The 23904-nt window shown below is 49.5% G+C and carries 29 protein-coding genes; 9 read left to right on the plus strand and 20 right to left on the minus strand.

From position 1 onward, the window contains the following. Positions 1-7: 7 nt before the first annotated feature. From ACEN2G_RS08215 to ACEN2G_RS08230, 4 genes are all read right to left on the minus strand, one after another. On the minus strand, positions 8-328 hold the full coding sequence (locus ACEN2G_RS08215) for a cupin domain-containing protein (protein WP_442020998.1): 321 nt from the start codon (positions 326-328) through the stop codon (positions 8-10). A gap of 72 nt (positions 329-400) precedes the next feature. After that, on the minus strand, positions 401-1096 hold the full coding sequence (locus ACEN2G_RS08220; protein ID WP_442020999.1) for a cupin domain-containing protein: 696 nt from the start codon (positions 1094-1096) through the stop codon (positions 401-403). 164 nt (positions 1097-1260) lie between these two features. Then, positions 1261-1632, minus strand: a complete 372-nt coding sequence (locus tag ACEN2G_RS08225) for a VOC family protein (RefSeq protein WP_442021000.1) — start codon at positions 1630-1632, stop codon at positions 1261-1263. Between the two features lie 151 nt (positions 1633-1783). Next, positions 1784-2251, minus strand: a complete 468-nt coding sequence (locus tag ACEN2G_RS08230) for a hypothetical protein (RefSeq protein ID WP_442021001.1) — start codon at positions 2249-2251, stop codon at positions 1784-1786. A gap of 187 nt (positions 2252-2438) precedes the next feature. On the opposite strand from ACEN2G_RS08230, the gene ggt reads away from it, so the two are divergent. Next, the gene (ggt, locus tag ACEN2G_RS08235; RefSeq protein WP_442021002.1) at positions 2439-4178 is read left to right on the plus strand and encodes a gamma-glutamyltransferase; all 1740 of its coding nucleotides are present in this window, start codon (positions 2439-2441) and stop codon (positions 4176-4178) included. Positions 4179-4378: 200 nt separating this feature from the next. Here ggt and ACEN2G_RS08240 read toward each other — a convergent pair whose 3' ends face one another. From ACEN2G_RS08240 to ACEN2G_RS08255, 4 genes are all read right to left on the minus strand, one after another. Next, positions 4379-4945, minus strand: coding sequence for an SOUL family heme-binding protein (locus ACEN2G_RS08240; protein WP_442021003.1), 567 nt, complete (start codon positions 4943-4945; stop codon positions 4379-4381). 74 nt (positions 4946-5019) lie between these two features. Then, a complete protein-coding gene (locus tag ACEN2G_RS08245) occupies positions 5020-5640 on the minus strand; it encodes a nucleoside deaminase (RefSeq protein WP_442021004.1) in 621 nt (206 codons plus the stop codon). A gap of 80 nt (positions 5641-5720) precedes the next feature. Continuing rightward, positions 5721-6209 carry a hypothetical protein gene (locus ACEN2G_RS08250; RefSeq protein ID WP_442021005.1) on the minus strand — a complete coding sequence of 163 codons (489 nt, stop codon included), beginning with the start codon at positions 6207-6209 and terminating at the stop codon, positions 5721-5723. A gap of 96 nt (positions 6210-6305) precedes the next feature. Next, entirely contained in the window at positions 6306-6551 is a 246-nt protein-coding gene (locus ACEN2G_RS08255) for a hypothetical protein (RefSeq protein WP_442021006.1), read from the minus strand. A gap of 826 nt (positions 6552-7377) precedes the next feature. Here ACEN2G_RS08255 and ACEN2G_RS08260 point away from each other — a divergent pair. Continuing rightward, positions 7378-7614, plus strand: coding sequence for an oxidoreductase (locus ACEN2G_RS08260; RefSeq protein WP_442021067.1), 237 nt, complete (start codon positions 7378-7380; stop codon positions 7612-7614). Continuing rightward, on the plus strand, positions 7562-7918 hold the full coding sequence (locus tag ACEN2G_RS08265) for a hypothetical protein (RefSeq protein ID WP_442021007.1): 357 nt from the start codon (positions 7562-7564) through the stop codon (positions 7916-7918). Before ACEN2G_RS08260 ends, ACEN2G_RS08265 begins: the two co-directional genes overlap by 53 nt. 88 nt (positions 7919-8006) lie before the next feature. Here ACEN2G_RS08265 and ACEN2G_RS08270 read toward each other — a convergent pair whose 3' ends face one another. Further along, positions 8007-8462 carry a PliI family lysozyme inhibitor of I-type lysozyme gene (locus ACEN2G_RS08270; protein ID WP_442021008.1) on the minus strand — a complete coding sequence of 152 codons (456 nt, stop codon included), beginning with the start codon at positions 8460-8462 and terminating at the stop codon, positions 8007-8009. Positions 8463-8727: 265 nt separating this feature from the next. Between ACEN2G_RS08270 and ACEN2G_RS08275 the strand changes: the two genes are divergently transcribed. After that, positions 8728-9219 carry a phosphate-starvation-inducible protein PsiE gene (locus ACEN2G_RS08275; RefSeq protein WP_442021009.1) on the plus strand — a complete coding sequence of 164 codons (492 nt, stop codon included), beginning with the start codon at positions 8728-8730 and terminating at the stop codon, positions 9217-9219. A gap of 149 nt (positions 9220-9368) precedes the next feature. On the opposite strand, the gene ACEN2G_RS08280 is transcribed toward ACEN2G_RS08275, so the two are convergent. The 6 genes from ACEN2G_RS08280 to ACEN2G_RS08305 all read right to left on the minus strand — a co-directional run bounded on the left by ACEN2G_RS08280 (position 9369) and on the right by ACEN2G_RS08305 (position 13531). Further along, positions 9369-9722: a hypothetical protein gene (locus ACEN2G_RS08280; protein WP_442021010.1), complete on the minus strand. Its 354-nt coding sequence runs from the start codon at positions 9720-9722 to the stop codon at positions 9369-9371. A gap of 90 nt (positions 9723-9812) precedes the next feature. Beyond that, positions 9813-10670: a PA4780 family RIO1-like protein kinase gene (locus ACEN2G_RS08285; protein WP_442021011.1), complete on the minus strand. Its 858-nt coding sequence runs from the start codon at positions 10668-10670 to the stop codon at positions 9813-9815. A gap of 505 nt (positions 10671-11175) precedes the next feature. Continuing rightward, positions 11176-11490: a DUF6172 family protein gene (locus tag ACEN2G_RS08290; RefSeq protein ID WP_442021012.1), complete on the minus strand. Its 315-nt coding sequence runs from the start codon at positions 11488-11490 to the stop codon at positions 11176-11178. 245 nt (positions 11491-11735) lie between these two features. Continuing rightward, positions 11736-12131: an ACT domain-containing protein gene (locus ACEN2G_RS08295; RefSeq protein WP_442021013.1), complete on the minus strand. Its 396-nt coding sequence runs from the start codon at positions 12129-12131 to the stop codon at positions 11736-11738. Between the two features lie 255 nt (positions 12132-12386). Continuing rightward, positions 12387-12860: a L,D-transpeptidase family protein gene (locus ACEN2G_RS08300; protein ID WP_442021014.1), complete on the minus strand. Its 474-nt coding sequence runs from the start codon at positions 12858-12860 to the stop codon at positions 12387-12389. Between the two features lie 89 nt (positions 12861-12949). After that, positions 12950-13531: a sugar O-acetyltransferase gene (locus tag ACEN2G_RS08305; protein WP_442021015.1), complete on the minus strand. Its 582-nt coding sequence runs from the start codon at positions 13529-13531 to the stop codon at positions 12950-12952. A gap of 165 nt (positions 13532-13696) precedes the next feature. On the opposite strand from ACEN2G_RS08305, the gene ACEN2G_RS08310 reads away from it, so the two are divergent. Further along, positions 13697-14080 (plus strand): DUF1971 domain-containing protein, encoded by a 384-nt coding sequence (locus tag ACEN2G_RS08310; protein ID WP_442021016.1) that lies wholly within the window; start codon positions 13697-13699, stop codon positions 14078-14080. 74 nt (positions 14081-14154) lie between these two features. On the opposite strand, the gene ACEN2G_RS08315 is transcribed toward ACEN2G_RS08310, so the two are convergent. Beyond that, positions 14155-14781 carry an FMN-binding negative transcriptional regulator gene (locus ACEN2G_RS08315; RefSeq protein WP_442021017.1) on the minus strand — a complete coding sequence of 209 codons (627 nt, stop codon included), beginning with the start codon at positions 14779-14781 and terminating at the stop codon, positions 14155-14157. Positions 14782-14810: 29 nt separating this feature from the next. Beyond that, positions 14811-15467: a DsbA family oxidoreductase gene (locus ACEN2G_RS08320; RefSeq protein WP_442021018.1), complete on the minus strand. Its 657-nt coding sequence runs from the start codon at positions 15465-15467 to the stop codon at positions 14811-14813. 237 nt (positions 15468-15704) lie between these two features. On the opposite strand from ACEN2G_RS08320, the gene ACEN2G_RS08325 reads away from it, so the two are divergent. Further along, on the plus strand, positions 15705-16271 hold the full coding sequence (locus ACEN2G_RS08325) for a hypothetical protein (protein WP_442021019.1): 567 nt from the start codon (positions 15705-15707) through the stop codon (positions 16269-16271). Further along, on the plus strand, positions 16271-17344 hold the full coding sequence (locus tag ACEN2G_RS08330; RefSeq protein ID WP_442021020.1) for a hypothetical protein: 1074 nt from the start codon (positions 16271-16273) through the stop codon (positions 17342-17344). The genes ACEN2G_RS08325 and ACEN2G_RS08330 overlap by 1 nt, the downstream gene beginning before the upstream one ends. Positions 17345-17551: 207 nt before the next feature. Here ACEN2G_RS08330 and ACEN2G_RS08335 read toward each other — a convergent pair whose 3' ends face one another. Then, positions 17552-18127: a DUF2799 domain-containing protein gene (locus ACEN2G_RS08335; RefSeq protein WP_442021021.1), complete on the minus strand. Its 576-nt coding sequence runs from the start codon at positions 18125-18127 to the stop codon at positions 17552-17554. Positions 18128-18466: 339 nt separating this feature from the next. Here ACEN2G_RS08335 and ACEN2G_RS08340 point away from each other — a divergent pair, with 339 nt between their 5' ends. Together ACEN2G_RS08340 and ACEN2G_RS08345 are read left to right on the plus strand one after the other, a co-directional pair. Continuing rightward, complete coding sequence (locus ACEN2G_RS08340; protein WP_442021022.1) at positions 18467-18676, plus strand: CsbD family protein; 210 nt, start codon at positions 18467-18469, stop codon at positions 18674-18676. 980 nt (positions 18677-19656) lie between these two features. Then, complete coding sequence (locus ACEN2G_RS08345; RefSeq protein ID WP_442021023.1) at positions 19657-22083, plus strand: tetratricopeptide repeat protein; 2427 nt, start codon at positions 19657-19659, stop codon at positions 22081-22083. A gap of 80 nt (positions 22084-22163) precedes the next feature. Here ACEN2G_RS08345 and ACEN2G_RS08350 read toward each other — a convergent pair whose 3' ends face one another. Beyond that, positions 22164-22979, minus strand: a complete 816-nt coding sequence (locus ACEN2G_RS08350) for a hypothetical protein (protein WP_442021024.1) — start codon at positions 22977-22979, stop codon at positions 22164-22166. Between the two features lie 242 nt (positions 22980-23221). Continuing rightward, positions 23222-23812: a hypothetical protein gene (locus tag ACEN2G_RS08355; protein ID WP_442021025.1), complete on the minus strand. Its 591-nt coding sequence runs from the start codon at positions 23810-23812 to the stop codon at positions 23222-23224. Positions 23813-23904: the final 92 nt, after the last annotated feature.

Below are 23904 nucleotides of genomic sequence, written 5' to 3' on the forward strand. Positions count from 1 at the left end.
TCCAGTGTTAGGCCGTATTAAAAAAAATTGCCAGCCAAACGGTAATTTTATCTGCCTGAGGATGCCTGACTTTGTGTAACGTGTGGGCGGGAATATGCATAAAGTCACCGGCGCTCAGCGTCAACTCGCGGCCATCGGCAAACACCAAGCAAGCTTCACCTTGCAGCACCAGCACCCATTCGTCTTCTATTTGATCATACCAACCGGTAGCCGGCGAGCTGTGCCCCTTAGACACAATGCGCTCGATGCGAAGTGCCGTGCCCTTAAATAAATCTAAAAAGTGCTCTGCGCTGAGATCATCAGGCAAGTTTTCAAATATGTTGGCCAAAATTTTGCCTCTTTCACTGACTAAGCGCGCCTAACTTTTTGCATCCATTACCCCGCATCGAACACCGCTCATCTAGCTCTCTTGCTGAATAAAGCGGTCACCCAATAAGCCCGCATCAAAGTGCCCCACTTTCACATAAATTAACGCGCCTTCTTTACCGGTAAAAGGCGCATGTTGGCTGTATCTGGGATTTCTCAGCCAAGTACCCGCCGGATATTCACCGAATTCATCACAAAACAGCCCTTCCAGCACTAAAATTTCTTCACCGCCCACGTGCATATGTGCACTAAATTGGGTATGGGGCGCCCAGCGTACCAAGGCGGTATTCACGCCATTATGTTCATGTAAGGGCATGACCGACAGGCCAAGAACTAAGCCGGGTAGCCACTGCGTTTGTTGGGTATCCACCCTAACTTGCGCATTGTCATCGGCGGCAAACTGCCACAGTTTAACCAGCAGCGTGCAGCCTGCCAGCGTGTAGGGCTGATGGTGACTGCCCGGCGGATTGCGCAAATAGGTGCCGGTTGGATAATCGCCGTGCTCGTCAGAAAGCATACCCTCTAGCACCAGAATTTCTTCTCCGCCATCGTGAGTGTGGCCGCTATAACCCGCACCCGCCGCGTAACGCACTATGCTGGTGGCGCGCGCCACCTCAGCACCGGCTCGGTCAAGCATCATCCGGCTGACACCCGCTAATGGCGAGTCAATAAATTGATATTGCTCTGGGCGTATCACCACCCTTTGGTTGAAATCACTGTTTATTTGCATAGGTTTCTTTGCACACGTTCTTTGTATAGGTTTAGCGACCTAAATTAGCTGACTCATTGAGCTTAGTCGCCGGATGCGCCTTTACCACACCTGATTCTGAGTAATTTAGAGCAGAATATAAGATAGGGCAGCCCTTGGGATGCCCTAGAAACGAATCGCTCATGTTAACCGAAGTGGTTAAAGCACAGCTTATTGCCATCCACGTCTTTTACATAAGCACCATAAAAAACGTCCGCAATGCGTTGGCCAGGCGCGCCATCACAGCTCGCGCCCAACGCAATGGCCTTATGATATAACGCATCAACCCCCTGCTTACTGCCCGGAGCAAATGACACCATGTTGCCATTCCCCGGATGAGCCGGCGCATTATTAAAAGGAATACACACGGCTAGCATAGGCGCGGCCATGCTCTTACCAATAAAGCTGATGCGATCCATGTCGATCAGCACTTTCGCGCCCTGGTCGGCTAATAATTCGCTGTAAAAATATTTGGCCGCGGCCAAGTCACTGACACCTAAGGTGATATAGCTGATCATATGCATACTTCCTAACGGTTAAAAGACGGCTGCACTCTACACCTAGTACTTATAATCAAGATAGCTAAATTAGATTTATTTAATGAAATGCGAAACACCTCTCATTGTAGGATGCTCGACCTTGTGCCTAGCGTCCGCCTTGTGCGAGCAATCAATCTTGGGTTTGCAAGTAGTGCTCATCAATATAGCGACACCAGGCATCAGTCTCCACCTGAGGCAGTTCGCTGTCGTCGCGAATATTCAGTTTAAATTCCACGACCGAGCGCCATTCTGCACTGCCCAAGTCGGGACCATGGCCTTGCCCATCACTTGTATTAAGGTCGTCTTCCACGGCCTGATACCAAGTGGTATGACACAGACTAGGTGGCAACTCGCTGGGCGTGATTAACTGAGGGCTATTTGTATTCGCTTGCTGCGCGGCGCTGGTTTGCACTTGCGCACTCATTTGGGCTTCAGGCTCAATCTTGGGTGGCTCACCACTGTCATCAAAACACCCGATTAAGCCTAAGGCCGCACAGCCAAGCAACCAAGGGGTAGCCGCCATCGCTGTTAATGACTTGGCTGTTAACCGCTTGCCTCCTAAAGTCGCGGCGCGTAACACCCTCATTTTAATTGCCATCTTGCTTTCCTTTAACAACACAACCGAATCGCTATGATGCAAGATTTTCACAGCGCTTGAGAAGGGATAATGCGAGAGCTCAGACACATTTTGACCATCTGACTCACCTGAATACATCTAAAAATACTAGACTGCCAGAGCGTCATGATCTGCGTGTTTTGCCATTGATATATTTCAGGAGAGTAATATGCAAAGAAATTTAAGGCTCGCCCTCACCACAACCCTGTTATTAACGGCCTTGTCCGTGCAAGCGGCCCCCGCCGTAAGCACAGGTCATGGCGGCGCCGTGGCCACCGTATCGGAACAAGCCAGCCAAGCTGCATTACAGATTTTAGATAAAGGTGGCAATGCCATCGATGCGGCCGTAGCCGCAGCCGCCACCCTGGGCGTTACCGCCCCCTTTAGCTGTGGCATTGGCGGCGGCGGTTTTATGCTGATTTACTCAGCTAAAGACGACAAAGTAATTAGCATAGATCACCGAGAAACCGCGCCTGCTTACTTTACCCCTTCGGTATTTTTAGCCGATGGCGTGGCCCTGGAATGGGAAGCCGCAGTTCCCAATGGCATTTCGGTGGGCGTACCCGGCACAGTTTTAGGTTGGCAAACCGCGCTTGAGCGCTATGGCACCATGAGTTTTGAACAGTTATTAGCACCCGCCATCAAGGTCGCCGACGACGGCTTTGCTGTCAGCGAAAACTTTAATCGTATTAGCCAAATCAATGAGCCAAAATTTGCCCGCTTCACCAGCGCCAGCCAACTGTATTTAACAGCAGGCAAAGCTCATGCCATCGGCCATCATTTTAGTAATCCCGACTTAGCCAACACCTATCGCCTGTTGGCCAAAGGCGGCGCTAAGGCATTTTATGAGGGTGAGCTTGCCTCCGATATAGTGGCCGCCGTGAATACCCCGCCGGTTACCGAGGGTACGCACGTGCTCTCCGGCCAAATGAGCTTGAACGACCTTAAAGATTACGAAGTACGACTGCGCCAGCCTATCCATTCCACCTATCGGGGTTATGATGTCTATGGCATGGCGCCGCCCTCCAGTGGCGGTATCGCCATCGCCCAAGCGCTAAATATGCTAGAAACCTTTGATTTAGCGAACATGCCTCGCGCCGAGGTGGAGCACTTGTATCTGCAAGCCTCGCGCTTAGCCTTTGCGGATCGTAACGCCTATGTGGCCGACCCAGAATACACGGATGTGCCAACACTTGGTTTGCTATCGAAAGACTACGCCAAAGCGCGCGCCAAGTTAATGACAGGCACGGCACTGGCCAAAAGTGACGCCGGCGACCCGTTTCTGTATCAAGACGATCCATCTATGCCGCAGCGTCCAGCAAGCAGCAAGCTCGGCCACGAATCCCTGCACACCACGCACTTAGCCGTCTCAGACCGCGAGGGCAATGTAGTGGCCTACACCTTTACCATCGAAGATTGGGGCGGCAGCGGCATAGTGGTGCCCGGTCGCGGCTTCTTATTGAACAACGAGTTGACCGACTTCGATTTTAACGCGCCACACCCCAACGTGGCCGAAGCCTATAAGCGCCCGCGCTCCAGCATGAGCCCGACTATAGTGCTCAAAGATAACAAACCCGCCTTCACCATAGGCTCACCGGGCGGCTCAACCATTATCACCACAGTGCTACAAACCATGGTTAATCATATCGATCTGGGCATGTCACTGAGTGAGGCCATAGACGCACCGCGCTTAAGTCAACGTAACGGCGACACCACGCTGGTAGAAACCCTATTAAACTTCCCTAACAGCGAGCAAGCCAAGTTATTAGAGGCCAAAGGTCATAAATTCAGTGAAACCGACCAAATAGGCGCCGCCAACGGCATCGTATTTAACGCTGACGGTACTGTCACCGCAGTCAGTGAGTCTAAGCGCCACGGCGTTGGCACGGCACTGGTTCAAAAACAATAAGCCCCAAATAGTAGACTTAGAAACAGTAAGCCCTGCCCCATGAATAATCGGCTGGCTTTGCCATAATGCAAAAGGGTAGCCTGTTGGCTACCCTTTTTAGATCTCACACCGCGCGTTTTTCTACTTTTTCCGTTTATAAGCAAGCGCCATATGCAGACCGCCCTAGGCCTGTGCTCGGTCTCGCTCACTCGCCTTCTTGATCAGACTTTCTTGGTCAGTCCTGGTGGCATTGCGATGGGGATAAGCACCTCATTGCGGCGTAAAAACCACAGCGTAAAAGGCGGATTATAACGTGCCCAAATAGCCTCGCCGCTTGCCTGATAGCCCTTAGACTGTAGCCAGGTTTCAAGCTTACGTTTATGGATGTTATAGCTTGCCTCACTCCAACTACCGGAATAGCGGATCACCGCCATCTGCTGTGTGGGCACCTCTTGCAAATGCACGCTGGCGTTTTTGGGCTGTGGCGTATCTGCTAATTGAAATTCCGCAGGCATAATAAAACTCACCCACCAGCCGCCGCTTGCTTGGCTCGGGCTGTGTTGCTGCTGACCTTCTTGCTGCTGAGTGACGGGAGCTGTCATGGTGATTTTTTGCTGACTGAGATTATGGCCAGAAATATAGCGAAACAAGCGGCCAAAGGCCTGCTTACCCGCCTCGCTAAAATCGCCGTTCACCTGAGTTTGCGCCAACACATGGCGCTCATACTCGCGCACTTCAAAAGGCATTTCTTTAACTAGCAGGCTAAACTTTGCTTCTTGGCTTGCCATAGGCTGTACGCTCCCATCAGAAATACCGAACCTAAACCTAACTCTAATCGCGCTATCAGGATCTAGCCCTAAGCTCAGACGCCCTGTTCATGAGTTGTGTGTACCGCGCTTTTTTGCACCGCAGTTTTTTGTACCGCACTTACGCCTTGCCAGTCTTCTAAGTCTTGCTCTGGGTGCTCACGGCGAAAGCGCGCGTATTGCTTAATACCGAGCACGTCTTCGAGTATGACCACCTGCACGCCTTTTTCTTGCAGCAAGGCTTCAGTGCCGGACGCATTGGTTACATCCCCCACCACCACTTTGCCAAAGCCACGCATATAGAGCAAAGTGGCGCACACCACACAGGGGCTCAAGCTGGTATACAAGGTAGTGCGACTAAAATCACGGCGCCCCGCATCTTTAATAGCGGCGGTTTCACCGTGGTTATAGGGATGATTTTCTTGTACCAAGGTATTGTGCCCCTTGCCGACAATCAGCCCGCTATCATTATCGACGATCACGGCCCCTATCGGGCAGCCGCCTTCATCAAGACTTTTTTCTGCCAAATACACGGCGATACGCATAAAATCCGCCGCACTTAAGTGCGCCACCAGCGTATCATCGATTAATACGCCAAGGCTTAGGGTCGGCATATGCGCCATGGCTCTGAGTACTGAGTCCGTGATAGCCGTATCTTTTTTTAATAGTGCCGTCATGGTGGTGGGTCCTTATTATTGCCGGTAAGAGTGGACAGAGAGTGTGGACGAGGAATGGTGATAAGCCTCGCACCGTCGGATCAGGGCAGCACTATCTTGGCGCCATTAAGCTGCTCGGCGGTAGCCGCGGGCTGCATAGAGGCATTGTGTGGATAATGCTGGCCATCAGATTGCAGAATTTTTTCTTCTCCCCCGCTGTGCACGATTACGTCATGCCAACGTTGGCTTTTAGAGTCGGCCACGCCTACAGGCGTGCGCGTGACTGTGCTTTGGGAGATGACATTAAAACTGGGGAGCATATTTGGTGGGCTTAATACTTTGCCCTCAAGCACTAACAGCGTACAGCCCCCTGAGCCGCACCAATCGCTACCGGTGAGCAACACTAGAGCATCTTCCACACCGTCACTGTTTAAGTCAAAAAAGCCATGTTGATAGTCAATATCCGCTTGCTCAGTAAATTTGGCAATGGCCGCAGCCACTTGCTCGTCTGCCGTTGGGCTGTGATCACAACCGGTGAGTGTGAACGCCAGCAGTGCAGAACTTAACGTCATTCGTTTACTTGTCTTCATGGGCTGAATCCTTTTTTACTGCGCGATGGTAACGCTCTGAATATTAAAACTTTTATGCATGATATGAGCACGGTCAACTATTTATAGCCGCAGACGTTAATAAGACTGGCCGACGAGTTGCTTGGCGTGACTCAGCAAATGCTCGATAAAAACCGCTACCTTAGGCAAGCGCAGCTTGTTCTCCGGATAAATAAGATTAAGCTCTTGGGTGCCAGGCTCGGCGGCCACATCCCACGCACCCAGTACAGGGAACAAGGCGCCCGTCTCAAGATGAGTAAGCAATAGCCAAGTAGGGCATAGCACCAAGCCCTGCACCAAGCAGGCGGGAAAATATTTGTGCAAATTTGGCACTCAGGTCGCGCCGCGCACCCGCAGTTAAACAACGGCAAGCCCGCCGTTGGCTCCAGCGCGATTGCCATTGATGGAGACGTTCATACTCCCGCCGACAAGCAAGCTATACGGTGCCACTCGAGATTAGACACGTCGAGATTACCGCTAAGTAATACCTCGAAACTAATGTGGATTTTGTCGAAATTTTGCTTTTAAAGACTCAAGACTTCTTCGCCACGACTCTTTGCTACGATAAGCACTGAACCCACGGAAAAATTAAGATTAACTGATTACCAACAAAGCTCAGCCATGTTTCAGTAAACTAATCATCAATAAATTCAAAAAGATACATGAAACGACTCGTATTTTCGGTAAGAATATGGGACTCAGTTTGGTGTTTTGACCTTGTAGGGGACCGTCTCTTCGGCGAAGAGGACTTCGGCCCGATTTAGTGTTTTGGTCTAAATCTAAACCTCAATAACAGCCAGCAAAGCTGGCCAGCCGAAGTCCTCTTTATTAAAGAGACGGGCTGCTACAAAGGACAAACCAAAACAACGCGCATCATGGCTGAAGTTCATACGTAATCAGGTAAGATTAAGACCAAAACGAACATTGACTTGGTAAGACCTTACAAGAGATATGCTCTTGGTTTGTCGCTCTTCGTCAGTGCGTTCCGTGCCTCTCGCAACAAACAAGCGTGGCAAAAATAGGTTTAAGTGTTCGTTTTTTCTTTGCCAAGTTGGGCAGTCGCATACAAGCACATAAGTTATGCGTGATTACTTATCGTGGCAGATTTTCGTCAAACGGCGGCCAACGCCATGGCGGCGGGTTTAGTGGAGTGGAAATACACGCCGCCAACGGCTACCTTATCGACCAGTTTTTGCGTGAAAGTGCCAACCCGCGTAACGACGAAAACAGGAATTCGCTGGAGAATCGCGCCCGTTTTCTGATGGAAGTGCTGAGCGAGGGAATTAACTGCCCCCGTGGGCGTGCGCCTGTCACCGCTGAACAGTTTCAACAGCATGAACACCCACGAGCCGCTGGAATTTATCCGCTATCTCGCCCGGCGTCTTAGCAACTTGGAGCTAGCTTATCTGCACGCGATGCGCGGTGGTTTTTTCAGTATGGAAGGTCCAGACGTACGGGCGATGACGCGCGAGCATTACCAAGGCCATCTGATGGTGAATATGGCATTTGACGCCACCGAAGCCGCGGCCCTGTTACGCGACAACAGGGCTGACTCAGTCACATTTGGTAACACCTTTATGGCCAATCCCGATCTACCGGCCCGTATCAAGGCGGGTGCCGAGCTCAACACCCCCGACTCAGATACCTTTTATCCCTCAGGCGCTGCTGACTATCCATTTATGAGCGCGTAAGACTCAAGGCAGGCCGAACTTTCGTACTAAGCCTACCTTAATACGCGCCTACTTTATTAACGACTTTTTATTCGATTTTACTCGGGTTTTAAGGTCTGTTTTGGTGGGCATCTTGTAAGGCAATCACGGGGTCGGCATCCGCGTTAAGCCCAGTCACTGCGGCACTTAACACCAACTGCTTATCCGTCACGGCAATGGCCGTTGCTGACAAAAAATTGCCCGTCCCCACCGAACGCGCCAGCACAATAATCTCTGGCTGCTGATCTCCAGTAATATCGGCCAGCAACACTTTCTCTAGCACACCCTCTCGGGGCAGGATCAGTCCATCCATAAAGAACGTGGTTTCATTAGGCTCGTCTGCCGTCTCATAGAGACGCACGCTAACACTCCCGATAGAACGCGCTTCAAAATCCCCTTCGGCGACCACCAGGGTTTGCCCGTTGGGCAAGCTGGTTTTAGTCACAAAACGCATATCATCCGCGGCGTGAGCGGGTAAAACGGAGCCAACTAGTAAGGCTATCACTAAGACGTTATATCTCATCATTTCAAGTCATCTCCCTCTTGCTGCTGCTCACAGCCTAATTACTGCACTCTACCGTCAACCCTCGATAGCTCAAAGCGTAACAGCAGGTCATACACTCAGGGCGCTTATTTATCAGCTTCTTATTTATTACCCACACCGATGCATTATGCACGCCATTTATGGCCGACTAAACTACAGTAACCTCGCAAAACGCTTGTCTGGTTTTATTTTCGCCAATGTTGCCCGCTATGCTCAGTGCTTTGCACAACTAACAAGGATAAAATCCATGACCAATAATCTCGCCAATCGCTTGCGCGCTAAACTGCATCACTCTGCTGAATCGATGGGCAACCTATTAGTGGAAGTGTTCCACTATTTAGCCTTGTTCGCCATTGGCGCCATGACGGTGTGGGCCGGCACGCTGGCCGCCATCGACATGTTTGCCAAAGGTGCGGCCTCCATCGACGATATTTTATTGTTGTTTATTTATCTTGAACTGGGCGCCATGGTCGGCATTTACTTTAAAACCAACCATATGCCGGTGCGTTTTTTAATCTATGTGGCCATCACCGCATTAACCCGCTTAATGATCTCCGATATCTCGCACCATAATGCCCCCGATATGGGCGTGCTCTATGTATCAGGCGCCATCTTACTGCTAGCCATTGCCATACTAGTGGTACGCTTCGCATCGGCGCGTTTTTCTGGGGTTACCGTCATAGAGAAAAGTCAGCTTGAGCAGATTCAAGCCGAAAGTCACGAAGGCACGGAACGCTAATTTTTTGCTTACGTCGTCAATAATCGGCAAAAGGCGAACGTGACTAAAAAATCAGCATCAGCCCGAGCTGGAATAACGCTGGCTTAACGTTTAATGGCTGAACAGTATGAGTGAGGAGTGAAGAAAGGGGCGGATAAGTGTGGCAACGCTTATTTAATTATTTCATCTTTACCGATGGCGTCTCGCGCTTCTGCTGCCGTCATCTTTAGCGGCGTATAGATACAAGACACGCCGCCATTGGTCAGGGCTATGCTAAAGCGGTGATCACAATTAACCGCTGCGAATAAAACAGGCAATTGTTCATTACCAAAGCTAGTCGGCAAAAACAGGAGTTTTTGGCCAGGTTGACAGGCCAAGGCGGTGACATCTTTCTGCCAGTTTTTTACTTCGCAGAGCTGTTGTTGATCTATGACGGCCGCTGCTTGCTGGATCGTCTCAGCCTCAGGCTTACAACCGCTCAGTAAACATAATGTGATGGCGCTCAAGATAAGATGTTTAAACATGAGGTGCTCATTATTAAATAATTATTTGAGGTGTTAAGTATGGCTACGCCCGATTAAGGCCCAGCCATAAGGGGATTGGATGCGGACGGATCAGTCGCCTTGATCCGCATCACGAATGCGGTCACGGCGCTCGAACTCTTCTTCCATGGCCGCATTGATTTCATCAAGCACTGAGCCCACGTCAGCATCTTCACCCGTGTCGGCAAAGTCGCCACTGAGCGTTGAGTTAGGTGTTAAATTACCTTCTTCATAGAGCGCCCACATTTCTTTGCCGTATTGGGTGTGCATCAGCTCAGGCACAAAGGCACCGTAATAGCGGCGCATGTTATTTACATCGCGCAAAAACATGGCCTTAGCGCTGTTATTGGCCGCCGCATTCACCGCTTGCGGTAAATCAATCACCACAGGGCCATCATCATCTACCAGCACGTTAAATTCGGATAAATCCCCGTGAATAATACCCTCACACAACATCAATTTGATGTAGTGCATCATAACGCCATGATCTTCAAGGGCTTGCTCGTCTGACATGACAACGTCGTTGAGTCGAGGCGCTACATCGCCGGTGTCGTCGGTAACCAGCTCCATCAAAAGCACACCATCGATACAACCGAAGGTTTCAGGCACACGCACACCCGCTCGGGCTAAGCGAGATAGCGCATCCACTTCGGCATTTTGCCAAATTTTCTCTTCTTGCTCGCGACCAAACTTCGAACGCTTAGCCATAGCGCGCGCTTCGCGGCCACTGCGCACTTGGCGCCCTTCTTGATATTGCGCCGCTTTTTTAAAGCTGCGTTTAATGGCATCTTTATAGACTTTCGCACAACGAATGTGCTCACCACAGCGAACCACGAACACATCGGCTTCTTTGCCGCTCATCAGGCGGCTAATAACTTCATCGATCAACCCCTCTTCAACGAGTGGTTGTAGGCGTTTGGGTGTCTTCACAGGCAACCTGCTAAGTAGTGTCGGTGTTCAATCATAATGTTAACGAAGATGCTCTATGTGAATTTGAGTATTGAGAACAAACAGGATATCACTTTTGGCGATTAAGAGCAGTGCTGACGCTAAGGGACTGCACTGCTTTGCCTAATAACCTCTCTATTTTGCTCTTAGTTGGCGTAAATTTTCGCCGACCTAAGGCGCGAGTCGCATATCGCATAAAGACCAACGCCACTCCTCATCGCCAAGTAAGCAAAAAATTATTCGGTTTTAGCTAGCGTTGGCATTATTCAGAATTCAGAAAGTGGGGCAACACAAGTTTGGCATGATGGGCATGTATGGTGGCGTTTAGCTTTGAGGCGTTAACGGCTGATGCCGAGCTACGGCTAAAGCAAAGAGCTACTTGTTAGTAGTAGAGGGAAATTAGAGCGGATAGGATAAGAGGAACTCAGTTCCTCATTATCTGTACCGCCGAGCTCATTTAGCTTACTCAACGGCATTAAACAGTCACTTAAGCTTGATCATTCATGGAAGACAACGGCGAGCGTGGATCATGCTTACAGGCGCGGGCCAGTATCTCAACATAAAACTCGGGCAGCTCTTGGGCCACAACGTTATCAATCAGCTTGTTGAGTTCAGAAGGAAAGGTTGGCGTGGCCTGCTCAGCTGAAACACCAAAACGGCAGTCAAACGCCCAGTAGTTCATACCGCTAGGCAGTGTTTTGTTACGCTCTCTCTTCAGGTATTTTTTAATTTCATGCTTAATGGCATCTACCCTGCGCGCGAGTGGTAACTTAGGGTCAGCTAAAGCGAATGTCTTTTTCATGGAGTTCCTACTGGGTTTCGATAACGCTGCATTCAACACTCAAGGGTTGAATGATCATTGAATGACGCATTCTACATGGTTAGCCACAAGATAACTGCCAATTTCAGTGGATTTCTATCGCCAAGCACAGCTCAAGCGCAAGCCGTACGCTACCAAGGGCCTCTACAAGCCTCATTCAGAGCTAATTTGAGTTTTATGGACAAAACATAGCTCGCCATTTTGCCGCCTCGCTCGCACCGTGCAGGCTAAATACTTAGCTCTTGTAATGCTAGCAGCGCCGCCTCGGCATCCGTTGTCGGCACAAAAATATGATCGTGATAAAAGGCCGCAATAACATTGGCACTGATACCTTTTGACGCCAACTGAGCAGAAACCGCCGCCGTTAGCCCCACCGCCGCTAAGCTAGAATGTACGGTAAGCGTAATTTGGCGAAACGAGCCGTCGAAGCTGAGCCCAGCGGCTTGTGCATCTGTTTTTTTCAGCACCAGTGTCAGACCTTCTGGCTCCGCAAAGGTAGCAATCGGCGCTAAGCCAAGATACTGATCCACACTCCCAGATACGCTGCAAAACACATACTCTGTAGCGAATAACCTTGGCTTTAATGACGACAACAATTCATCCAACGCAGTTATTCCAGACATCTCACTTATCCTTATATGGCTTGTTTATATGACTTCAGCGTCAATAGATTCAATGGGTTACAAGGCGGCCGTCTCTTCGGCGAAGAGGGCTTCACCACGGTTTTATGTTTTTTATTTAAAAATTGCCAGCAAAGCTGGCCTGCCGAACAAGTTGGCAGCTACAAAAACCTAAATAAGGCAGCGTAATGGCTGAGGCTCATAAGTAATCAGATATTTATATGATAAGTGTTATGTAACTGGTGATAGCTGACGAGTCTAATAAGTAATGTGTATTTTCGTGCCCACCGCTACTAAGGCCATAAACTCATCCATTTCCGCATTGGTTAAGGCAATACAACCATCGGTCCAATTAAATCGTTGATTGATCGGCGACAGCCAACCCCAACCATTCATTTGACCGTGCACCATAATAAAACCGCCTGGCGCCACACCTTTAGCCTCAGCATTCGCTATATCTTGCTCATTCGGATAAGAGATGTGCATGGATCTATAAGCGATAGAATCTTCTTTCTTATAATCTAAAATATACAAACCTTCGGGTGTTTTCTGATCCCCTTCTTGCTGCTTATGGCCTTTAGGATCACCACCAAATGAGACATGATACGTCTTAACGATCTGGTCTCCCGCCAGTAACACCATCTTACGCTCAGATTTTTTAACCGTTACCAAATCAACTTGAGCCATCGCCACGCTCGAGAGCAACATGCAACCTAACATAAGACACCTCATATCAACTCCCTTAGCACGGCTCACTGTGCATCCAGTGACTGAATTAGTCGGTAACGGCTCAATAACATTAAAGACCCTCTCTCAAGCATTCACATTTCCTGGTCTGGGATAGTATTGATAACGTTAGCCGGCACGCCCGCAACCACAGTATTAGCAGCTACATCTTTGCTCACAACCGAGCCTGCAGCCACCACCGCATTTTCACCTATCGTCACCCCCGGCAAAATCGTTGCCCCAGCCCCCAGCCAAGCATTCTTTTTAAGCGTAATACCTTTAAGGTCGAGATCTTTTCTTCGCGCGGGTGCGAGCGGATGATTTTCGGTAATGAGGCTGACTTTAGGCCCAATCTGTACATTATCTTCAATGGTGATCCCGCCCATATCCAAGAAGCTACAATCATGATTGATAAACACCTGACGGCCGATTTTTATATGCTGCCCAAAATTGGTGTAAAAAGGCACAAAGATAATAGTACTGCTATCTATGGTGCTGTTCGTAATCTCACTCAGCCGCCCCCTGATCTGATGCACATCCGTCGAGGCATTCAGCAGTGATGACAACTTAATGGTTCGGGCAATTTTTGCCCAGACTCGCTTCATCTCGGGGTCATCGTGGTTAATGATGCCACCCGCTAGCATTCTATCGAAGATTCCTGCCGTATCTTGACTCATATTCAAATACCTATTCTTTGAAGGGATTTATCACGCATTTTTTGCAGCCCGAGCCGCAGCCACTCACTTGACCCTTGTTTGGCAAAAGGTTTAGGCTTTGAAGATTAATATGGTACTCAGGCTACAGAGCAACAAGAAAAATGCCTAACTCACCGAGGAATGATCATGAATGATTTGATAATCCCGAGCCATTGGAAAATAAAGCGTTCCACCCATTTCTTCACTAAGGATAATATTCCTAAAGCGCTGCTCACTCATCACAACACGGCGGAAGGTGTGTACGGCCAAATTTGCGTGATGCAAGGCACTGTCACCTTTTATGGGTTTGCTAATGAAGCCGCTACCGCGCCAGAAAAGACAGTCGAGATCCAAGCCGGCCAGTTTGCGGTGAGCCCGCCACAATATTGGCATCGTGTGGAGCTAAGTGACGACGCGCAATTTAACATCAACTTTTGGGCAGAAACCGACACCGGTAATAAAGCCATGTTCAAAAGCTCGCGTATTCACAATCAGTCCATGGCAGAGCTGTTTGATACCGTAGAAGAATAAGCTCTGTGTCTGCCATCGGCATAACAAATAAACAGGGTACTTCGGCAGAAATTGCCCGCCCCTGAAACTAAGGGTTAGCGAATAAACTCCGACATGGCAAGGGCGTGACTCGACTGTTCTCCTTGCAAGCCCGCCTTCACCCCAGCTTGATTACCCACAGCTTGGTTCTGACTGGATTTTAGCTTTCCGATTAATGTTTCAATGCGGATCTCAATTCCCACCAGCCCGCGCATCAAACCTTCGAGGTACGCTTTAGGCGCATCATCCACAGCCCAAGGCTGCTCTCGCGCTTGTTCATGTTGATGAGTTAACTGACTAAGGTGCGCTTTAAGCCACACCGAGTCTTGAATAACCCGCGCGCTGCCGCCTGCATGCACCGCCAGATAATTCCAGGTGGGCACTGCGCGCCCCGCCTCTGCTTTGCTGGGGTACCAAGATGGTGAGACATAAGCATTAGGCCCTTGAAATACCGCCAACACAGAACAACCGCTCTTCAAGCGTTGCCACACGGGATTGCTGCGCGCCAGGTGGCACTGCAAGGTGCCCAGCCCACCGTCTGCTCCAAGGCTTAAGTAAAAAGGCACATGATTAACCTCTATACCTTGCTCATCGGCAATCACCAAAGTGCCAAAGCTATAGTCACGAATATATTGCTGCAGTTTTACTACATCGTCTTCTTTAAAATGACGGGGTACGTACATGTAAGCCTCCTGATCAGTCCTTTAGTCGCTCACACGGGCTCAGCGCCTGCCTTATCCAAGGTCAGCAACGTCTGCACCCAAGCCTCGGGTTCTTGAGCCCCAGAAACTAAATATTTGTTGTTAATAATGAACGCCGGTACCGAAGTGATGCCCGCCTGCCGATAGTTGGCTTCGTCTTCACGCACCTTGGCACCGTATTGATCCGATGCTAATACTTGTTTGGCTTTTACTGAGTCTAACCCCAGTGCGGCAACGCAACTTAAGAGCACCTTGTGGTCGGACACGTCCATTGCCTTGCCGAAGTAGGCCTCGAACAGGGCTTGCTTGAGCGCGGTTTGCCGGCCTTGTTCACCCGCCCATTTAACCAAGCGATGGGCATCGAAGGTATTGCACGTTGATCGCTGCTGTATTTTTTCGAAATTAAGGCCAAGATCTTTGGCAACCGTCATCATATTATGCTGATTGGCACGCATCTCTTCTTCACTGCGCCCGTATTTTTTGGCAAGTGCGGGCAAGATGGGCTCACCTTTGCCGCTGTGTTCAGGATTCAATTCAAAGGCATGCCATTGAATGGTAAATTCATATTCTGCGGTCAATTGCTTCATGGCACGCGCTAATCGAGCATAACCGATAGCACACCATGGGCAGGCAATATCGGAAACAATATCTATCTTTACCTGTTTCATCATGAGTCCTTTAGATTGACGTTGTGAGTGGCCTGGTAAACACGCTGCACCTTGTCTTCAATCTGACGGCACTGTGACTCGAGGTAGCGGCTCGAGACTGCCACCAAGGATTGCGGCCAATTTACTGCACAAAGTTGCAGCATAATAACAAAAATTGAGTCTAATACTTGCGCGCAGACCAAGGAAACTCTATGGTCTCGGCCAAACATTTAATGGCAAAGCACGACTAGGAAACGAATGATGTCAAAGGAAACGGCAAGTAGCGGCGATAAAAAATACCGGCCGCCAGCGACTGGCTTTAAGTGGGCAGGCCCAAGATTAGAACGCGCGCTTAACCAAGCCACCATAAAGTCGCCTATTTTACGGTGGCTGTTGTCATTTCTATTTTTGCCTATGGTTTGTCGCTTTGGCATGCGCATTAACTATTCAGCGGATAACTTTTACGTTGAAGTACCGCATAAAAGATTCAATCGCAATGCCTATGGCACTATTGGTGGGGCTGCCTTATTGGCCAACTTAGAGCTGGCCGCGGGTTCTTATCTGTTTATGCGTACCGATGGCGGGCATCGTCTGGTGTGTAGAAACATATCTTATCGTTTTAGGCTGCCGTCGAATAATGGCCTCCACTTTAAGGTAGAGCCCATCAGCCAAGACATAGAGGAGGGAATCAAAAGCAATAAACCCTTTAATGCTGAGCTTAAGGTCAATGTTTATACCCGTGGCGACGCCCCCGGAAAACCAGGGCACCGTATCGGACGAGGCGAAGTCACCTTTCATTTGTGGCCCGTTCAGGAGAGTGAGTGATGCGCAATCTGCCCACGGCATTTTTTCTTGCTTGCGCTTGGTTCTGGTGCATCGGCGGATTTTTCCCGGTATTGCTTGATCATGACTTTGGCCCTGTGGCCTTTGTGGTGTTCTTTATCGTTAATGTCACGGGCGCGGCACTGTTTGGCTTCGTATTAGATGCTCAAAAAAGGGCTCGATTTCTAGCACGCTTCGCGCCATCGGCGCAGTTATTCTCCGTGGTCGTGATCGCATATCATTTCGTTTTTATTTCGTGGCTCACCACCCTGCTCGGCACGCTTTGGCCCATTATTGGCTTTCTTGCTGCAACTTTTGCCTTTATTGCACTGCGCCACAGGCTGATTGGCCTGTCTATTGGGGTGTTTGTGGCGACGGTGGCGCTGTTTGTAATGGCATTAAGCTATCCTGCGCCCATTGCCCCACCAACGCCCATTGCCGAGGGTTTCATACATTATATTCTGCCCTTAGCCCTTGGCTTTCTGCTGGCACCTTACTTTGACTTAACGTTTCATCGCGCCTTTGCCGAAAGCCCAAATCCGCGGCTGAGCTTCCTGATTGGCTTTGGTGGCTTATTTGCTTTGTTATTAGTGGGTATGTTCTACGCTACCCCTATTTTTTCCGCTTTGATCACCCAACAAGGTTTGGCTAACCCAGCCTTGCAACTTGTTGTGGGGTTGCTCGTTCTGCAAACATCCTTCACCACAGCCGCACACTTACGTGAGCTAGAAGGCAGCCGCTGGTTGAAGATAAAATTTGCTCTGCCCACAGTGGTGTCTATCTGCCTGCTGTGTGGGTTTCACTTCGCCGTCGCTTGGCTGGCGCCAGCATTCAAATTCGCGTTTGGTGATCTCATTTATCGCACCCTGCTCTTTGTTATCGGGGTGTTATTTCCTGTTAATCTCATCTTCGGGGGCATCAATCGGCCCGCACTCATAGCCGCGGCTATACTCACGCCTTGTTACACGCTCGGCTTTTTGATAGGCGGCCCTTATGCCCCCGCCTTATCTATTGGAATGGCCGCGCTTGCTGTCATGGTGTATGTCTGGCGTGAGAATGTGTTTCGTCGCGTCTAAACGGATTGCCACTGCAAAAATGACGTTGATGATAAGTGGCAATCAATTTGATAAATCGTCACCCTTTTGCGCGTCTTTGTTCGCAACGGCGCAGCCATTAAGTTCAATATGGTTTTTCAACATAGTATTTTAAGAACCGACTTAAGTTTCAATTATGCGTGTTTCATTTACCTCACGCGGCATCGAGCAAAGGGCATTGCTCGTCACTCAATCACCTAAGCGCCGCTCTAAATAATATTGCTCATCTCGGGCGCGTTGTCGCTCCCAGTCCAGCTCACGAATGTTGTGGCGTAAGTAGCGCCGTATATCATTATTGTCTTCATCTCTTAATAACAGCTCTAGCTGCCGCGTATCTTGATTCAGTGCCTCTATGCGCTGCTCTGCATCATAAAGTTGTTTGCCTTTCTCGTAAGAAACTAAAAATTGCTGCTCTAATGCCGCAGGGCAAGCATTGCGATAAGGCTGACCTTGACGCCCTACTATCAGTGCATTTTCAGGTGTGCAATAGAGCACTATGCCTTGTTCCCGGCCCTGAGCATAAAGCACATGATCAGGTCTAACATCAACTTTAGCGCAGGCTTTTTGGTGATCGGCAATGCGGGATAAGGGCTGGCCGTTACGCCCATCGCGAAAGCCCTGATCCAACCAATTAGCCGTTAAGCACTCTTGCTTGCTCATGCTGGCACAGCCGCTTAACGCTATGACGCTGGCGGCCAGCCAAGTACCAAACCGCATATTTTGACTAAATAAATAGCTGGATAAAAACGCTAAGTCATTCGCCATTATAAATATTCCTCAGAAGGGAAATGGTTTGTCATACAAATAACATTAGCACGAGCGAAATTACGTTTCACAACCTCATTGACCAAAAGGCCGGAGTAGTACGAGGAAGTAGCCATGAGCATGGCACGCCATAATATTCAATACATCAGCCTGACACTGTGCCATATCGGCCGACTCTTGAGGGAAGAAACACTTACTTGGCGCGGAAAATAGCTAAAACACCATTGGGGAGGATTTCCTAAAACTTTCTTAAAAACTTTCTTAAAAACATAGCTACACTTTAAGCCGTGCTTAGGCACTCTGTCTCACCTTTTTAGTCTCACTTGAGAGGTCAGTGTTATGAACGAAGATATTGTTAAAGGTAACTGGAAGCAGTTTAAAGGCAAGGTCAAAGAGCAGTGGGGAAAATTAACCGATGACGACCTCGATGTCATTGACGGCAAACGCGAACAGCTGGTTGGCAAAGTTCAAGAACGCTTCGGCATAGCGCAAGACGAAGCTGAAAAGCAAGTTTCTGACTGGGAAGAATCGCATAAATATAAATGGTAATGAGCAGCAATTAATAAGGTCCGAATGGGCCTTATTGAACAGGCCACCTTTCTATTTTCAACATACACACGCTGCTATTGAATACACTTTAATATTTATTTAGCTCTACCCAACCAATCTAATTGAACATTCACTATTAAATCGGGTGAGAGAGTCAATGGCGTATTTCAATAAAAATCTATAATTTACAACTTAATAAACGGAGAATAGACATGGCGAACATCACCTATCATTGCGCGGCTGATGGCTGCAATTGTAAAGTGGCCAATGATGATAACAATGTTAAAACTGCAACCGGTTTATTTTGCTGCCAAGCCTGTGCTGAGGGCCAAGGATGCAGTCATGCGGGCTGTGGCTGTGCTGAAAAAGAAAGAAGCTGAAGATAGACGGGTTAGAGGCTACCGTCTTGTCGAACGTGGCCCTCCGCGTAGCTAATATATGCACGTAAGTAATATCTGCGTAGCTAAGATCTGCGCAGGTCACTACAAGGCGGTGCTTAATCTGTGCGGTGGCCACGGTTAATCCACCGACGTATGGCGGTTGACCGAAACCTAGGCTGGAAAGGCGCACAGAAGTACGCGGCTATTATGCCGCAGGTCTTCGACTTATAGCAGGATCCGCCACGTAAGTTACACAATGAGGTGTACACAGTCACAATCACGCTAACTGACTACCAGCGATTCCAGTATGTATGCGCTGCAAACGAGGGCATTAGCGTACCGCTACCGCTCGGAAATTAATGGCGTAAGTACTGCGATCATTAACGTTTAATACGCCACATGCCCCTGATGGGCGAAAGTACGTCAGGGGCATTGTTATGAGCTAACACCTAGCCTCACTCTGTATTTCACACTCAGTTATGTGCTCACCCGCGCGCTTCTCGCGATAAGCTGGGCCGAGCAGCAAGGCGATGTGCTATGTTTTTTACCACGAGTCTGCAATACCACTGTCTTTAACACTACTAGGACTGTTAACCGCATATGAGCCGCAAATCAAAAGCACACCCCAATAAACCAAACGCTAAGCAAGCGACGCTTCACAGCAACACACCTTCGTGGCGCGTACCTCTAGTGATGGTGGTTATAGTGATGCTGATGGCTATTGGCCTGTGGTGGGTATTGGTTGAGAGCAAGACTGATACGCCTCTATCCGATACAGGAACATCTAGCACAGATGTATATGAAGCTGCTTTGAATCAAGCTGTTCCACCTAAAAAGGAAATCGCAGACCCGATTAGCCCATCCCTCGTTTCCTCTGCAATAGCCCAAGCAGCTGCCCCTGCCCTCCCCCCCACAGCGCCAAGTTATGTGGGTGGCCAACATTGCCAAAGCTGCCATCAAGCAGAAAGTAAGCAGTGGAAAAATTCGCACCACGACTTATCCATGCAAACCGTCAATACCCAGACCGTGTTAGGCGACTTTAATAATACCGACTTTGATTATGCGGGCACGCGCAGCCATTTTTTCAAAGATGATAAACGCTTTATGGTGCGCACCGATGGCGCCGATGGAAAATTACAAGATTTTGAAATTAAATATGTATTTGGTGTTGAGCCGCTACAACAATATTTAATTGCCCAACCAGGGGGGCGCTTGCAGGCGCTGAGCATTGCTTGGGACAGTCGGGATAAAAAACTGGGCGGACAAAAGTGGTTTCATTTATATCCTGAATTAGCCGTTACCTTTGAATCACCTCTGCATTGGAGTAAACCCTCGCAGAACTGGAATTTTATGTGTGCTGAGTGTCATTCGACCCAGCTAAATAAAAATTATGACGCTGTAACTAAAACCTATGACACGCAATGGGCCGAGATTAATGTCAGTTGCGAGGCATGTCATGGCCCAGGCTCACACCATATTAGCTGGGCACTGCAAGTAGATAATAGCAAAGCCGATAACCGCCAAGCACAGGATAATGGGCTTACCCATCAGTTTAATGAACGTAAAGGCATAGTTTGGCAACATGATGCCAGCACCCAGCAACCGGTGCGCAGCCAGATGCGCACCACAGAGACCGAGATCCAAGTATGCGCGGCCTGCCATTCTCGGCGGGCACAATTATTTGAAGATGACCGCCAAGGGCAAGCGTATATGGACAGTTATTTGCCAGCCTTGCTCGATGAAGGGCTGTACCACGCCGACGGCCAAGTGGATGCCGAGGTGTATGTGTATGGTTCTTTTATACAAAGTAAGATGTACGCCAAAGGTGTAACGTGCAGCGACTGCCATAACCCGCATAGTTTGGCCATTAAGGTACCCGGTGATGGAGTTTGTATGCAGTGTCATCAGAGTGAGCAATATGCGAGTCCGCAGCATCATTTTCATCAACCAGGCGCAGCCGGTTCTCAGTGTGTCGATTGCCATATGCCGACCAAAAACTTCATGGTGGTCGATGGGCGGCGCGATCACAGCTTTCGTATTCCTCGCCCTGATTTAAGCTCCACCTTAAATACGCCTAATGCCTGTAATGACTGTCACCAAGATAAAACGGCGCAATGGGCCGCCGACAATATCCAAACTTGGACTGGGCGAGAGCCGCAAGGTTTCCAGCATTTTGCTGAGACCTTGAGTGCTCAGCGCCAGCTCGCTCCCGATGCCGAGCACCAACTGCGCTCACTCTTACAAGACTTAAGCCAGCCTGCTATCGCACGGGCCACCGCAGCAAGCGCATTACAGCACCCGTTGACCAAGGCATCTGTGGCTACCCTGCAACACGCATTACAAGACGCTGATCCCTTAGTGCGCGCCGGTGCCCTATCTGGGCTTAAACCTTTGCCATTGCCTATGCGTTGGCAATTAGTAGCACCTTTGCTTAAGGATCCGGTGCGCGTGGTGAGAAGCTTGGCCGCCGAGACGTTGGCAGATATGCCACTGGCATCATTGCCACCGCTACAGCGCAGCGCGTTTGAACAAGCGAGTCAGGAGTATATTACTTCGCAGCTACACAACGCCGATACCGCCGCCGCCAATGTTAATTTGGGGAGTTTTTATACGGCTCAGGGGCAATGGACTAAGGCACAAGCGGCCTATCAAGACGCGCTGGTATTAGACCCCGATTGGCTGGCGACTTATATTAATTTTGCTGATCTGTATCGGATGATGCAGCGAGAAGATGAGGCGATTGCGATATTACAACGCGGCATAACGCAGCTCCCCACAGCCGGTGATTTATACCATAGCCTAGGGTTAGCCTATGCTCGGCAACAACAGCTTGCCCCTGCTATAGCATCATTGGCAAAAGCGGCGTTGATAATACCTGACAATGCGCAATACACTTATGTGTACGCCGTAGCATTAAGCTCTAACGGCCAACACTCACAAGCCTTAACGGTAATTAAAGACTACTTATCTCGGCATCAAGACCCAAGATTATTACAGTTACAAAGCCAGCTGCTTAGCCAGCCTTGATGATATGTGTTGCATAAGTCATCAGTGCGCCGTATTTGCCCCTGTTTGCATCATTACGGTAAAAATAGCCCTGAGTGCTATCAGAACTGAATGCCTAATCCCAGATACGGCCCGGCCATCGTCATATCCCATACGGTGCCCCCTTTTTCGTAATCCCAATAGAGCTGGCGATAGCCTGCTTTGGCAGTGAAGTTTTCAGCAAACTGCCAATCTGCACCCAGCAGTAGCTGATAAGTCAGCTTAGAGCCTCCGCCGCCCACATCTCCATAGGCCAACAGCGACCATTGCTCATTAAGCGGATGTAATACCCGAACGCCAATCACGGCGTCAGTCCAGCTGTCTGAACCGCTGGCGGTCTTTTCGCCGCCGGGAAAAACTATACTTGGCGTGGAGTTGATAGCCACACTGGCTTGCGTATCAAGCTGGGTGTAGCGCAGCGCCCAAATCATGTCGAGGGCAGTGCTGTTATCCAGTACGCGATATGCCACCGAGCCTTGGGTGATATACATTTCGCTGCTCACATCTAAGGCGCCATTAAGCGTTACTCGACCAAAAGGCCCGGTGACACTTTTTGAACCCTGATCGGATAATTTAACGTAGATAGTTTCTAAACCGTAACTCCATGGCCCTTTTCGAGCGGTGACTAAGCCCATAAAGCCCATGTCTAGGTCATCAACAAGGTCGCTAAAAGGCACATCTAACTCACTGGTCACGCCGCGCACGCCCACGGTTCCATCCAGACCTGCGGCGAACAAATAAGGCGTCACTTCAAATTGCCAGTGCTCACCTTCGTCTGCCAAGCTCGCTAGACTCAAGCCGCAGCTCAGCAACCCCAGCCACAAGGCCGTTTGTTTGTAACTGTCGGGCTTCTTACTATCCTGCTTATGACTGTCCATAGTTATCTCTCCTGCCCAGACATTGCTCTTGCCATAAAAAGCCCCAGCCTGAAGTTGTGTGAACTCTCTGCTAGGGCTGTTTTTACATGGTCTGACTTCTGCCTGATCTCGCTTATTAACCTAGCCTGACTTTTAACTTAGCCAAGCATAAGTCACTGCCCACACAGGGTTTCACTTTGTACTAGCGAACCTTAGTGCTGTGCTACATTTCAGCACTCTGTGCCTCAGTACCAGTCTAAAACTTAAGAAGCAGGCACCACTTTGATGGCTACCGACTCTTGATAGACAGCATCGACTCTGTCGCCCACTTTGATAGCGGACATATCAATAGCGGGATCTACCGCCAGCGTCATGGAGTGCTCGGCACCTTGCAACGTCACGGTGCGCGCTGTGGTATCTAAAGCTTTAACTGTGCCCTCTACTTCTACTGTTTTACGGATAGTGGCGCCGGGCTTTTGACCAAGGGCGGAGCGAGTAAGGGTATCGGTTTCAACGCGAGTGCGCAGCGCGCCCGCCTCAGCTGCTGGGCTGAGTGCCAATGCAAGCCCCATGTCGTGAGTGATGCTAACTTTATCACCCACTTTAACTTGTGCGAGATTACGCACTTCATCGCCAACCGCCAGACGAGTGACTTCGCCCTCTTCACTGCGCAAAGTAACCACCCTATTTTCCTGATCGATGGCTTCCACCGTGGCGGTGGACGTCATATGCATGCCTGCCGACACTGCTGGCTTTTGGCTCATCGCATCCATGGCAGGTTCAGCGGCAAACAAAGGTGCCGTCAACATGGCGCATAGAAAACCTGTACTCCAACCTAGTTTAGAATTTTTCATTAACTACTCTCCTTAGCGGTTTGTTCAAAATAATGATTAAACTGTCACGGCAACCATAACTTTAGTTCAGTTTCGGGTGCTGAGGGTTTACT

Source organism: Oceanisphaera sp. W20_SRM_FM3, from assembly GCF_052119705.1.
GTDB lineage: Bacteria > Pseudomonadota > Gammaproteobacteria > Enterobacterales > Aeromonadaceae > Oceanimonas.

Coding starts and splice junctions, on each gene's coding strand:
- ACEN2G_RS08350 (WP_442021024.1), bottom strand. CDS start 22,979: ATGGACAGTCATAAGCAGGATAGTAAGAAGCCCGACAGTTACAAACAA.
- ACEN2G_RS08270 (WP_442021008.1), bottom strand. CDS start 8,462: ATGATGAGATATAACGTCTTAGTGATAGCCTTACTAGTTGGCTCCGTT.
- ACEN2G_RS08245 (WP_442021004.1), bottom strand. CDS start 5,640: ATGACGGCACTATTAAAAAAAGATACGGCTATCACGGACTCAGTACTC.
- ACEN2G_RS08320 (WP_442021018.1), bottom strand. CDS start 15,467: ATGAAACAGGTAAAGATAGATATTGTTTCCGATATTGCCTGCCCATGG.
- ACEN2G_RS08330 (WP_442021020.1), top strand. CDS start 16,271: ATGCGCAATCTGCCCACGGCATTTTTTCTTGCTTGCGCTTGGTTCTGG.
- ACEN2G_RS08315 (WP_442021017.1), bottom strand. CDS start 14,781: ATGTACGTACCCCGTCATTTTAAAGAAGACGATGTAGTAAAACTGCAG.
- ACEN2G_RS08340 (WP_442021022.1), top strand. CDS start 18,467: ATGAACGAAGATATTGTTAAAGGTAACTGGAAGCAGTTTAAAGGCAAG.
- ACEN2G_RS08335 (WP_442021021.1), bottom strand. CDS start 18,127: ATGGCGAATGACTTAGCGTTTTTATCCAGCTATTTATTTAGTCAAAAT.
- ACEN2G_RS08275 (WP_442021009.1), top strand. CDS start 8,728: ATGACCAATAATCTCGCCAATCGCTTGCGCGCTAAACTGCATCACTCT.
- ACEN2G_RS08225 (WP_442021000.1), bottom strand. CDS start 1,632: ATGATCAGCTATATCACCTTAGGTGTCAGTGACTTGGCCGCGGCCAAA.
- ACEN2G_RS08290 (WP_442021012.1), bottom strand. CDS start 11,490: ATGAAAAAGACATTCGCTTTAGCTGACCCTAAGTTACCACTCGCGCGC.
- ACEN2G_RS08295 (WP_442021013.1), bottom strand. CDS start 12,131: ATGTCTGGAATAACTGCGTTGGATGAATTGTTGTCGTCATTAAAGCCA.
- ACEN2G_RS08300 (WP_442021014.1), bottom strand. CDS start 12,860: ATGAGGTGTCTTATGTTAGGTTGCATGTTGCTCTCGAGCGTGGCGATG.
- ACEN2G_RS08265 (WP_442021007.1), top strand. CDS start 7,562: ATGAACACCCACGAGCCGCTGGAATTTATCCGCTATCTCGCCCGGCGT.
- ACEN2G_RS08240 (WP_442021003.1), bottom strand. CDS start 4,945: ATGGCAAGCCAAGAAGCAAAGTTTAGCCTGCTAGTTAAAGAAATGCCT.
- ACEN2G_RS08230 (WP_442021001.1), bottom strand. CDS start 2,251: ATGGCAATTAAAATGAGGGTGTTACGCGCCGCGACTTTAGGAGGCAAG.
- ACEN2G_RS08345 (WP_442021023.1), top strand. CDS start 19,657: ATGAGCCGCAAATCAAAAGCACACCCCAATAAACCAAACGCTAAGCAA.
- ACEN2G_RS08310 (WP_442021016.1), top strand. CDS start 13,697: ATGAATGATTTGATAATCCCGAGCCATTGGAAAATAAAGCGTTCCACC.
- ACEN2G_RS08280 (WP_442021010.1), bottom strand. CDS start 9,722: ATGTTTAAACATCTTATCTTGAGCGCCATCACATTATGTTTACTGAGC.
- ACEN2G_RS08325 (WP_442021019.1), top strand. CDS start 15,705: ATGATGTCAAAGGAAACGGCAAGTAGCGGCGATAAAAAATACCGGCCG.
- ACEN2G_RS08305 (WP_442021015.1), bottom strand. CDS start 13,531: ATGAGTCAAGATACGGCAGGAATCTTCGATAGAATGCTAGCGGGTGGC.
- ACEN2G_RS08355 (WP_442021025.1), bottom strand. CDS start 23,812: ATGAAAAATTCTAAACTAGGTTGGAGTACAGGTTTTCTATGCGCCATG.
- ACEN2G_RS08250 (WP_442021005.1), bottom strand. CDS start 6,209: ATGAAGACAAGTAAACGAATGACGTTAAGTTCTGCACTGCTGGCGTTC.
- ggt (WP_442021002.1), top strand. CDS start 2,439: ATGCAAAGAAATTTAAGGCTCGCCCTCACCACAACCCTGTTATTAACG.
- ACEN2G_RS08220 (WP_442020999.1), bottom strand. CDS start 1,096: ATGCAAATAAACAGTGATTTCAACCAAAGGGTGGTGATACGCCCAGAG.